The sequence below is a fragment of the Klebsiella sp. TF21-TM genome (assembly GCF_019753495.1).
Taxonomy (GTDB): domain Bacteria; phylum Pseudomonadota; class Gammaproteobacteria; order Enterobacterales; family Enterobacteriaceae; genus Klebsiella; species Klebsiella quasipneumoniae.
Map to the genome: position 1 here is coordinate 265,795 of NZ_JAIJYL010000004.1, position 10,161 is coordinate 275,955.

11 protein-coding genes are annotated in these 10,161 nt (G+C 64.9%); all 11 read left to right on the plus strand.

Translation table 11 applies throughout. The features are described from left to right. Window positions 1–1,785, plus strand: coding sequence for a GMC family oxidoreductase (locus K5R89_RS06160; protein ID WP_002908285.1), 1,785 nt, complete (start codon window positions 1–3; stop codon window positions 1,783–1,785). A 10-nt stretch (window positions 1,786–1,795) separates the two neighbouring features. Further along, window positions 1,796–3,136, plus strand: a complete 1,341-nt coding sequence (locus tag K5R89_RS06165) for a cytochrome c (RefSeq protein ID WP_072096551.1) — start codon at window positions 1,796–1,798, stop codon at window positions 3,134–3,136. Window positions 3,137–3,219: 83 nt separating this feature from the next. Then, complete coding sequence (gene ccmA, locus K5R89_RS06170) at window positions 3,220–3,843, plus strand: cytochrome c biogenesis heme-transporting ATPase CcmA (RefSeq protein ID WP_023290027.1); 624 nt, start codon at window positions 3,220–3,222, stop codon at window positions 3,841–3,843. Next, window positions 3,840–4,499, plus strand: coding sequence for a heme exporter protein CcmB (ccmB, locus tag K5R89_RS06175; RefSeq protein WP_217259234.1), 660 nt, complete (start codon window positions 3,840–3,842; stop codon window positions 4,497–4,499). The genes ccmA and ccmB overlap by 4 nt, the downstream gene beginning before the upstream one ends. A gap of 49 nt (window positions 4,500–4,548) precedes the next feature. Continuing rightward, window positions 4,549–5,286, plus strand: coding sequence for a heme ABC transporter permease (locus K5R89_RS06180; RefSeq protein ID WP_217259235.1), 738 nt, complete (start codon window positions 4,549–4,551; stop codon window positions 5,284–5,286). Then, window positions 5,283–5,513, plus strand: a complete 231-nt coding sequence (gene ccmD / locus K5R89_RS06185) for a heme exporter protein CcmD (RefSeq protein ID WP_048297689.1) — start codon at window positions 5,283–5,285, stop codon at window positions 5,511–5,513. Before K5R89_RS06180 ends, ccmD begins: the two co-directional genes overlap by 4 nt. Next, on the plus strand, window positions 5,497–5,955 hold the full coding sequence (gene ccmE / locus K5R89_RS06190) for a cytochrome c maturation protein CcmE (protein ID WP_032453185.1): 459 nt from the start codon (window positions 5,497–5,499) through the stop codon (window positions 5,953–5,955). Before ccmD ends, ccmE begins: the two co-directional genes overlap by 17 nt. Next, entirely contained in the window at window positions 5,952–7,904 is a 1,953-nt protein-coding gene (locus K5R89_RS06195) for a heme lyase CcmF/NrfE family subunit (protein ID WP_217259236.1), read from the plus strand. The genes ccmE and K5R89_RS06195 overlap by 4 nt, the downstream gene beginning before the upstream one ends. Next, window positions 7,901–8,455: a DsbE family thiol:disulfide interchange protein gene (locus K5R89_RS06200; protein WP_032453183.1), complete on the plus strand. Its 555-nt coding sequence runs from the start codon at window positions 7,901–7,903 to the stop codon at window positions 8,453–8,455. Before K5R89_RS06195 ends, K5R89_RS06200 begins: the two co-directional genes overlap by 4 nt. Window positions 8,456–8,466: 11 nt before the next feature. Then, entirely contained in the window at window positions 8,467–8,913 is a 447-nt protein-coding gene (locus K5R89_RS06205; RefSeq protein WP_072413457.1) for a cytochrome c-type biogenesis protein, read from the plus strand. After that, the gene (gene ccmI, locus K5R89_RS06210; protein ID WP_101996061.1) at window positions 8,910–9,752 is read left to right on the plus strand and encodes a c-type cytochrome biogenesis protein CcmI; all 843 of its coding nucleotides are present in this window, start codon (window positions 8,910–8,912) and stop codon (window positions 9,750–9,752) included. The genes K5R89_RS06205 and ccmI overlap by 4 nt, the downstream gene beginning before the upstream one ends. Window positions 9,753–10,161 lie beyond the last annotated feature (409 nt).

Genomic DNA, 10,161 nt, shown 5'->3' on the forward strand with positions numbered 1-10,161 from the left:
ATGGCCACCGTATTGAAAAAAACCGATGTCGCGATCGTCGGCTTCGGCTGGGTTGGGGCGATCATGGCCAAAGAGCTGACCGAAGCCGGGCTCAACGTCGTGGCGCTGGAGCGCGGCCCGATGCGCGACACCTGGCCGGACGGCGCCTATCCGCAGGTGATTGATGAGCTGACCTACAACATCCGCCGCAAGCTGTTCCAGGATCTGTCGAAAAGCACCGTCACCATCCGGCATAACACCAGCCAGCAGGCGGTGCCGTATCGCCAGCTCGCGGCTTTCCTGCCGGGTACCGGCGTGGGCGGCGCCGGGCTGCACTGGTCCGGCGTCCATTTCCGCGTCGATCCCATCGAACTGCGGATGCGCAGCCACTATGAAGAGCGCTACGGCAAAAACTTCATTCCCCAGGATATGATCATCCAGGATTTCGGCGTCACTTACGACGAGCTGGAACCGTTCTTCGATAAAGCGGAGAAAGTGTTCGGCACCTCCGGGACCGCCTGGTCGATCAAAGGCAAGGTCGTCGGTAAAGGCCGCGGCGGCAACGCCTTCGCCCCGGACCGTTCAGATGACTTCCCGCTGCCGGCGCAGAAAAACACCTGGTCAGCGCAGCTGTTTGAAAAAGCGGCGCTCGAGGTGGGCTACCATCCCTACAACCTACCGTCGGCCAACACTTCCGACTCCTATACCAACCCGTACGGCGCGCAGATGGGCCCGTGCAACTTCTGCGGTTTCTGCAGCGGCTACGCCTGCTACATGTACTCCAAAGCCTCGCCGAACGTGAACATTCTGCCGGCGCTGCGCCAGGAAAAACGCTTTGAGCTGCGGACCAACGCCAACGTGCTGAAGGTCAACCTGACCGACGACAAATCCCGTGCTACAGGCGTGACCTACGTCGACGGCCAGGGACGCGAAATGGAGCAGCCGGCGGACCTGGTGATCATCGGCGCCTTCCAGTTCCATAACGTGCACCTGATGCTGCTCTCCGGGATCGGCAAACCCTACAATCCGGAGACCGGCGAAGGGGTGGTGGGGCGTAACTTCGCCTACCAGAACATGACCACCATTAAGGCCATTTTCGACAAAGACACCTACACCAACCCGTTTATCGGCGCGGGCGGCAACGGCGTCGGTGTCGACGACTTCAACGCCGACAACTTCGACCACGGCGCGGCGGGCTTTGTCGGCGGTTCGCCGTTCTGGGTCAACCAGGCCGGGACCAAGCCCATCTCCGGTTTCCCGGTACCGCCGGGCACCCCGGCGTGGGGCAGCAAATGGAAAGCGGCGGTGGCCGATACCTACACCCATCACCTGTCGATGGATGCTCACGGCGCGCACCAGTCCTATCGGCAGAACTACCTCGATCTTGATCCGAACTACAAAAACGTCTTTGGCCAGCCGCTGCTGCGCATGACCTTTGACTGGCAGGAAAACGACATCAAGATGGCGCAGTTTATGTTCGATAAGATGGCGCCGATCGCCAAAGCGATGAAGCCGAAATATATCCTCGGCAGCCCGAAAAACGCCAACAGCCACTTTGATACCACCACCTACCAGACCACCCATATGAACGGCGGGGCGGTGATGGGGGAGGATCCGAAAACCAGCGCCGTTAACCGTTATCTGCAAAGCTGGGACGTGCATAACGTCTTCGTCATCGGCGCCTCCGCTTTCCCGCAGGGGCTGGGCTATAACCCAACCGGCACGGTGGCCGCGCTGGCGTACTGGTCAGCGAAGGCGATCCGCGAGCAGTATCTGAAAAATCCGGGTCCCCTGGTGCAGGCATAAAGGAAGGCAGATGATGAAAATGCAATGGTTATCGGCCCTGGTGCTTGGGGCATTGAGCTGCGCGGCCTTCGCCGAAGAGGCGCCTGCGGACAGCAATCTGATTAAGCAAGGGGAGTATCTGGCGCGGGCGGGGGACTGTGTCGCCTGCCACACCAACGGCAAAGCGGGCAAACCTTTCGCCGGCGGTCTGCCGATGGAGACGCCGATCGGCACCATCTACTCCACCAATATCACGCCGGATAAAGAACACGGCATCGGCGGGTACACCTTCGAAGAGTTCGACGACGCGGTGCGCAAGGGTGTGCGGAAAGACGGTTCCACGCTCTATCCGGCAATGCCGTATCCCTCATTCGCGCGGATCAGTGAAGCGGACATGCGCGCCATGTACGCCTACTTTATGCACGGCGTGGAGCCGGTGAATGTCGCCAACAAGGACACCGACATCCCGTGGCCGCTGTCGATGCGCTGGCCGCTGGCGTTCTGGCGCGGCATCTTCGCCCCGACGCCGAGCGACTTTGTCGCCAACCCGCAGGTTGACCCGGTGCTGGAGCGCGGTCGCTATCTGGTGGAAGGCCTGGGCCACTGCGGCGCCTGTCATACCCCGCGTAGCCTGACGATGCAGGAAAAAGCGCTCAGCGAGAGCGAAGGCGATGATTACCTGGCGGGCAGCAATGCGCCGATTGACGGCTGGGTCGCCTCCAGCCTGCGCGGCGAAAACCGCGACGGTCTGGGGACCTGGAGCGAAGCCGAGCTGGCTGAGTTCCTGAAAACCGGACGTAACGATAAATCGGTGGTCTTCGGCGGCATGAGCGATGTGGTGGAGCACAGTCTGCAGTATCTCTCTGATGACGACATCACCGCCATCGCCCGCTATCTGAAGTCGCTCCCGCCGCGCGGCGGCAAACAGACCCCAGCCCCGGTGGAAGACAGCGTGGCGAAAGATCTGTGGAAGGGTAACGACAGCAAAACCGGCGCCGCGCTGTATGTCGATAACTGCGCCGCCTGCCACCGCACCGACGGCGCGGGCTACCAGCGCGCCTTCCCGTCGCTGAAGGGCAACCCGGTGGTGCAGACCGAAGATGCCACTTCGCTGATCCACATCGTTCTGACCGGGAGCACCACGCCGGCGGTGAAAGATGCGGTCTCCAACCTGACCATGCCATCGTTCGGCTGGCGTCTGGACGACCAGCAGGTGGCGGATGTGGTCAACTTCATCCGCACCAGCTGGGGCAACAACGCGCCGGCGGTCAGCGCCAGCGATGTGGCGAAGGTGCGTAAGGAGACCGCGGCGCACGATGAGAAGGCGTTAGGCAACGCCGATATCTCGAAGCTGCCGGGGGCCGGACAGTAACCGTCAGGGTTGCGTCGCCCGCGCGGCGCAACCCATACTTAGCCAGGACGTAAAATACTGTCTGAATCAAGGAGTTTGCCTTCATGCTGCATGCAGAGCGACTGACCTGCATCGTTGACGATCGACCGCTGTTTGCGGAGCTGACGCTATCCCTTGCTGCCGGCGAGCTGCTGCAGGTCGCCGGTGATAACGGCGCGGGGAAAACCTCGCTGCTGCGGATCCTTTGCGGCCTGGCGCGCCCGGAAAGCGGGGTGGTGAGCTGGCAGGGCCAGCCGCTGGCCCAGGTGCGGGAGTCATTTCACCGGCAGCTGCTGTGGCTGGGCCATAAGCCCGGCGTCAACGCGGCGCTGACCGCCGATGAAAACCTGCGTTTCTTCTTTCCGGCCAGCCGCCTTCAGCAGCGGGAAAGCGCCCTCGCCGCCGTCGGCCTGGCGGGCTATGAAGATCTCCCCTTAAGCCAGCTCTCCGCCGGGCAGCAGCGCCGGGTGGCGCTGACCCGCCTGTGGTTAACCGACGCGCCGCTGTGGATCCTCGATGAGCCGTTCACCGCCCTCGACGCCACGGCGATAGAAACCCTGACCCGTCGCCTGGAGCAGCACGCCCGGCAGGGGGGAAGCGCGATCCTCACCACCCATCAGCCGCTGCGGCCGCTGGGCTGCCCGTTGCGCACCCTGCGCCTCGGCGACGACGGCGGGAGGCGGCAATGATGAGAGCGCTGTTGGCCCGGGAACTGCGCCTGGCGTGGCGCAGCGGGGCAGAGATCCTCAATCCGCTATGGTTCTTTCTGATCGTCATCACCCTGTTTCCGTTCGGCGTTGGCGCCGCGCCGCAGCTGCTGGCGCAGATTGCGCCGGGCGTGGTGTGGGTCGCCGCGCTGCTGGCGGCGCTGCTGGTGATGGAGCGGTTATTTCGCGACGACTGGCAGGACGGTTCTCTGGAGCAGCTGATGCTTCTGCCGACGCCGCTGGTGGCGGTGGTGCTGGTGAAGGTGGTCGCCCACTGGATGATGAGCGGCCTGCCGCTGCTGATCGTCTCGCCGCTGGCGGCGCTGCTGCTGGGGATGAATCTGCACGACGCCGGCGTGCTGGCGCTGACCTTGCTGCTTGGCACGCCGACGCTCAGTTTTCTTGGCGCGGTGGGGGTTGGCCTGACCGTCGGCCTGAAGCGCGGCGGCGTCCTGCTGAGCCTGCTGGTGCTGCCGCTGGCGGTGCCGCTGCTGATTTTCGCCACCGCGGCCTGCCAGGCGGCTGCCGCCGGGCTTCCGGTCGGCGGCTATCTGGCGATGCTGGCGGCGTTCTTAACCGCCAGCGCCACCCTGTGCCCGTTCGCCACCGCCGCCGCGCTGCGGCTGACCGTGCAATAATTCGCTGCGCCTGCGGGCGCGGCCATCATAACCGTGTGAGTAAGCGTCTATGTGGAAAGCGTTACATCAACTGGCGATCCCCGAGCGGCTGTACCGCCTGTGCGGGTGCTGGATCCCCTGGCTGGCGGCGTTGAGCGCGCTGTTGCTGGTCATCGGCCTGGGGTGGGGCTTTGGCTTCGCCCCGGCGGACTATCAGCAGGGGGAAAGCTACCGGATCATGTATCTTCACGTCCCGGCGGCGATGTGGTCGATGGGGCTGTACCTGGCGATGGCCGTCGCGGCCTTCGTCGGGGTGGTCTGGCAGATCAAAATGGCCGACCTGGCGATCGCCGCCCTGGCGCCGGTAGGGGCGGTCTGCACCCTGGTGGCGCTGGTCAGCGGCGCGGCGTGGGGCAAGCCGATGTGGGGGACCTGGTGGATCTGGGACGCCCGCCTGACCTCGGAGCTGGTGCTGCTGTTTCTGTATGCCGGGGTCATCGCCCTGTGGCACGCCTTTGACGACCGGCGGCTGGCCGGGCGCGCGACGGGGATCCTCGTCCTGGTCGGGGTGGTCAATCTGCCCATCATTCATTACTCGGTTTACTGGTGGAACACCCTGCACCAGGGCTCGACCAACCTGCAGCAAACCATCGACCCGAGCATGCGTCTGCCGCTGCGGATCTGCATTTTTGCTTTCCTCGCGCTGTCGGTCACCCTGACCCTGATGCGCCTGCGTAACCTGATCCTCCAGCTGGAACGTCGTCGACTGTGGGTGGTGGCGCTGGCTAACAAAGGAGCCGCCCGATGAGCCCCGCTTTTTCTTCGTTCGCCGCCTTCCTGAATATGGGCGGCTATGCCCTGTACGTCTGGCTGGCGGTGGCCGTGGCCATCGCCGCCTTTGGCCTGCTGACGGTTCATACCCTGTGGGCGCGGCGGGCGCTATTCCATGAGGTGCGACGCCAGCAGGCGCGCGAGCGGCGGATCGCGGCCGCTCGCGAACATGACAAGGAGGCCGCGGATGCAAGCGCGTCGTAAAACCCGGCTGTATATCGTGCTGGCGGTGCTCGCCGGCCTTGGGCTGACCGTCAGCCTGACGCTGTACGCCCTGAGCAGCAATATCGATCTGTTCTACACCCCGGGAGAAATTATCTACGGTAAAACGGAAACCCGGGCGCTGCCCCATACCGGGCAGCGCCTGCGGGTGGGAGGCTACGTTCAGCCCGGCTCCCTGCAGCGCGACCCGCAAACCCTCGACGTGCGCTTTAAGCTGTATGACGCCCGCGGGGTCGTGGACGTCAGCTATAAGGGCATTTTGCCGGACCTGTTCCGTGAAGGACAGGGCGTGGTGGCCCAGGGCGTTCTGGACGGCGAGCGGCATATCACCGCTCAGCAGGTGCTGGCCAAGCATGATGAAAATTACACCCCGCCGGAGGTGAAAAACGCCATGACGCCGGCGAAAGCGGAGGCGCAGCCATGATGCCGGAGCTGGGCAACTTTTTATTGTGTCTGGCGGCGGGGCTGGCGCTGCTCCTGAGCGTCTATCCCCTGTGGGGCGCGGCGCGGCAGGACCGGCGGCTGATGGCCCTGGCCCGGCCGCTGGCCTGCGGGCTGTTCGCCTGTATCGGCGGCGCCTTCCTGCTGCTGGTGCACGCCTTCGTGGTCAACGATTTTACCGTCCGCTACGTGGCGGAAAACTCCAATAGCGCGCTGCCGGTGTGGTATCGGGTGGCGGCGACCTGGGGGGCGCACGAGGGCTCGCTGCTGCTGTGGGTCCTGCTGCTCAGCGTCTGGACCTTCGCCGTCGCCCTCTTCAGCCGCCGGATGCCGCTCGACGCCGTCGCCCGGGTGCTGGCGGTGATGGGGATGATCGCCTTTGGGTTCCTGCTGTTCATCCTCTTTACCTCCAACCCGTTCAGCCGCGGCCTGCCGCAGTACCCCATTGACGGCCGCGACCTTAATCCGCTGCTGCAGGATATCGGCATGATTTTTCATCCGCCGATCCTCTATATGGGGTACGTCGGCTTCTCGGTGGCTTTCGCCTTCGCCATCGCCTCGCTGCTGGCGGGGCGGCTGGACACCGCGTGGGCGCGCTGGTCGCGTCCCTGGACCCAGGCGGCGTGGATGTTCCTCACTCTCGGCATCGTGCTGGGCTCGGCGTGGGCCTATTACGAACTGGGCTGGGGCGGCTGGTGGTTCTGGGACCCGGTGGAAAACGCCTCGTTTATGCCGTGGCTGGTAGGGACCGCGCTGCTGCACTCCCTGGCGGTGACCGAGAAGCGCGGCAGCTTCCGCGCCTGGACGGTGCTGCTGGCCATCGCCGCCTTCTCCCTGTGCCTGCTGGGCACCTTCCTGGTGCGCTCCGGGGTGCTGGTCTCGGTGCATGCCTTCGCCTCGGATCCGTCGCGCGGGCTGTTCATTCTGGCGCTGCTGATTGTCGCCATCGGCGGGTCGCTGCTGCTGTACGCCCTGAAGGGCGGCCGGGTGCGCGCGCGGGTGGAACATACCCTGTGGTCGCGCGAGTCGTTCCTGCTGGGCAACAATATTTTGCTGATGGCCGCGATGCTGGTGGTGCTCCTCGGAACGCTGCTGCCGCTGGTGCATAAAGAGCTGGGCCTCGGCAGCATCTCCATCGGCGAGCCGTTCTTTAACACCATGTTCACCGCCCTGATGGCGCCGTTTGCGCTGCTGCTGGGGCTGGGACCGCTGATCCGCTGGCGGCGCGATGACGTCGCCAGGCAGATTAAGCGCCTGGTGATCGCCCTGGTGGTGACGTTGTCACTTTCTCTGGCGCTGCCGTGGCTGCTGCAGGATCGTATCACCGCGATGGCGGTCATTGGTCTGATGATGGCCCTCTGGGTGCTACTCTTCGCCCTGATGGAGGTTCACGAACGGGCCACCCATCGCCACGGCTTCTGGCGCGGCCTGCGGACGCTGACCCGCAGCCAGTGGGGGATGGTGCTCGGTCACGTCGGCGTGGCGGTGACCGTTATCGGCATCACCTTTAGCCAGAACTACAGCGTGGAGCGCGATGTACGGATGCGCCCCGGCGACAGCATCGATATCCACCGCTATCACTTTGTGTTTAACGGCGTGCGCAATATCGTCGGCCCCAACTGGACCGGCGGGGAAGGCATTATTGCCGTGACCCGCAACGGCCGCCCGGAAGCGACGCTGTATGCCGAGAAGCGCTTTTACACCGCCAGCCGGATGATGATGACCGAGGCGGCGATCAGCGGCGGGCTGACCCGCGATCTGTACGCCGCGCTGGGGGAAGAACTGAGCGACGGCAGCTGGGCGGTGCGTCTGTACTACAAACCGTTCGTTCGCTGGATCTGGTACGGCGGGGTGCTGATGGCCCTCGGCGGCCTGTGCTGCATGCTCGACCCGCGCTACCGGATGCGTAAGAAACTGCAGGAGGCCTCATGAACCGGAAGCTGCTGTTTATCCCGCTGGTGCTGTTTCTGGCGCTGGCCGCCGCGCTGTTCTGGCAGCTGATGCGTAACGCCGATGGCGACGACCCGACGACCCTCGAGTCGGCGCTGATTGGCAAACCGCTGCCGGAATTTCGCCTTGAAGCGCTGGATACCCCCGGTCAGACGCTGGACCGACGGACGCTGATTGACGGCAAGCCGCTGCTGCTTAACGTCTGGGCCACCTGGTGCCCAACCTGTCGCGCCGAGCATCAGTTTCTCAACGGCCTGGCGCAGCAGGGCGTGCGGGTGGTGGGGATGAACTACAAAGACGATCGGCAGAAGGCGATCAGCTGGCTGCAGCGCCTGGGTAATCCGTACAGGCTGAGCCTGTACGACGGCAACGGCATGCTCGGCCTGGATCTGGGGGTTTATGGCGCGCCGGAGACGTTTCTCATCGACGGTCAGGGCATCATCCGCTGGCGGCACGCCGGCGACCTGAACGACCGGGTGTGGCGCGAGGAGCTCCAGCCGCTGTGGAATCAATACAACCGGGGGGCGGGCTGATGAGAGGTGTCATAGGCATCCTGCTGGCGCTGATGCTGACCGGCCAGGCGTGGGCCGCCATCGATACCTGGCAGTTTAAAGACGAAGCCCAGGAGCAGGCGTTCCGCGAGATCACCTCCCGGCTGCGCTGCCCGAAATGCCAGAACAACAGCATCGCCGACTCGAACGCGATGATTGCCGCCGATATGCGGCAGAAGGTGTACGAGCTGATGCAGCAGGGGAAAACGAAAGGGCAGATCGTTGACTATATGGTGGCCCGCTACGGCAATTTTGTCAGCTACGAGCCGCCGCTGACCGCGGGAACGGCGCTGCTGTGGCTGGGGCCGGGGCTGTTCATCCTGGCGGGCGCGGGGGTGATTATCGCCCGCGCGCGTCGTCGCGACATTCCTGACGCGGCGCTCAGCGCCGAAGAGCGCCAGCGGCTGGCGGCATTATTGAAAGAAGGAAAAGAACGATGAGCCTGTTGGTGGTTATCGCCGGGCTGCTGCTGGCTGGCGCGCTGGGGCTGCTGTACTTCCCGTGGTCGGGCAAAGGGGCGGTGGACCGCGATACCCTCAACCGCGCCCTGTATCAGTCGCGCCTGCAGGAGCTGGCGCAGGAGCGCGGCGAGGACAACCCGGCGCTGGTCGTCGAGCTGCAGCGCACGCTGCTGACGGATATCCCGCCCCAGGCACAGCCTGGCGAACGGCCGCTAAGCCGCTGGGCGCTGCTTCCGGGCGCGCTGCTGCTGGTGGTCCTGAGCCTGGGCCTGTATCTGAAAACCAGCGATATTGGCCAGGTGCTGCTCTGGCAGCAGGCGGAGCGGCATTATCCTGCGCTGCTGCAGCAGGTTAAGGACCCGACCGCGCCGCCTCTGCGTATGGATGAACTGGCGGAGCTGCGGCTTGGCCTGCGCAGCCATCTGCAGAATACTCCGCACGACCTCGCCGGCTGGCAGCTGCTTGGGCGGCTGGGGCTGTTGTTGAACGATGGCGAGACGGCGATCGGCGCTTTTGGCCGGGCGCATGCGCTGGCGGTGGACGACCCGGCGGCGGCTTTCGATTACGCCAGCGCGCTGGTGCGGGCGGGGGATAGCGGTCAGGTCCGGATGGGCGAGCTGCTGCTGCGCGACCTGCATCAGCGACAGCCGACCAGCCTGCCGGTGCTGGAGATGCTGGCCCTGAGCGCGGTGCGTAATGAAGATTACCCCGAAGCCGTGGCGGCCCTGCAGGCGTTGCTGGCCCGGCTGCCGGAAGGGGATGCGCGGCGCGAGGCGATTGTCCGCCAGCTGGCGCAGGCGCAGCAGCAGGCGCAGTAACTGCCCGGCGGCGCTGCGTTAGCGTGGGCCTGGGGATATGAGCTGACGGGAGGCCTTTGTAGGCCGGGTAAGCGAAGCGCCACCCGGCAACATGTTGAGCTCGGAGCCTGATACCTTCCCGGCGGCGCTGTGTTAGCGTGGGCCTGGGGATATGAGCTGACGGGAGGCCTTTGTAGGCCGGGTAAGGCGCAGCCGCCACCCGGCAACATGGCGGGCACGGAGCGATATCTTGCCCGGCGGCGGGGGAGACTGTTATGGGTTTTACAGGTTCTCAGCCCGGGGAAAGCGTTTATCACGCGTGGTTTCAGCGTAGTTTGCGCTCCCGGTTAGTCTTCTGCGTTATGTCTCTTACGGCGCAGGGAGCGCACAGGGGGCGGCCAGTCGCCGCCGCCCCCTGTACCCCCGGGCT

Excerpts from the sequence above, each read along its gene's own strand:
- ccmD (WP_048297689.1), top strand. The coding sequence starts at position 5,283 with ATGAGCCCCGCTTTTTCTTCGTTCGCCGCCTTCCTGAATATGGGCGGC.
- K5R89_RS06195 (WP_217259236.1), top strand. The coding sequence starts at position 5,952 with ATGATGCCGGAGCTGGGCAACTTTTTATTGTGTCTGGCGGCGGGGCTG.
- K5R89_RS06160 (WP_002908285.1), top strand. The coding sequence starts at position 1 with ATGGCCACCGTATTGAAAAAAACCGATGTCGCGATCGTCGGCTTCGGC.
- K5R89_RS06180 (WP_217259235.1), top strand. The coding sequence starts at position 4,549 with ATGTGGAAAGCGTTACATCAACTGGCGATCCCCGAGCGGCTGTACCGC.
- K5R89_RS06200 (WP_032453183.1), top strand. The coding sequence starts at position 7,901 with ATGAACCGGAAGCTGCTGTTTATCCCGCTGGTGCTGTTTCTGGCGCTG.
- K5R89_RS06165 (WP_072096551.1), top strand. The coding sequence starts at position 1,796 with ATGATGAAAATGCAATGGTTATCGGCCCTGGTGCTTGGGGCATTGAGC.
- ccmB (WP_217259234.1), top strand. The coding sequence starts at position 3,840 with ATGATGAGAGCGCTGTTGGCCCGGGAACTGCGCCTGGCGTGGCGCAGC.
- ccmI (WP_101996061.1), top strand. The coding sequence starts at position 8,910 with ATGAGCCTGTTGGTGGTTATCGCCGGGCTGCTGCTGGCTGGCGCGCTG.
- ccmE (WP_032453185.1), top strand. The coding sequence starts at position 5,497 with ATGCAAGCGCGTCGTAAAACCCGGCTGTATATCGTGCTGGCGGTGCTC.
- ccmA (WP_023290027.1), top strand. The coding sequence starts at position 3,220 with ATGCTGCATGCAGAGCGACTGACCTGCATCGTTGACGATCGACCGCTG.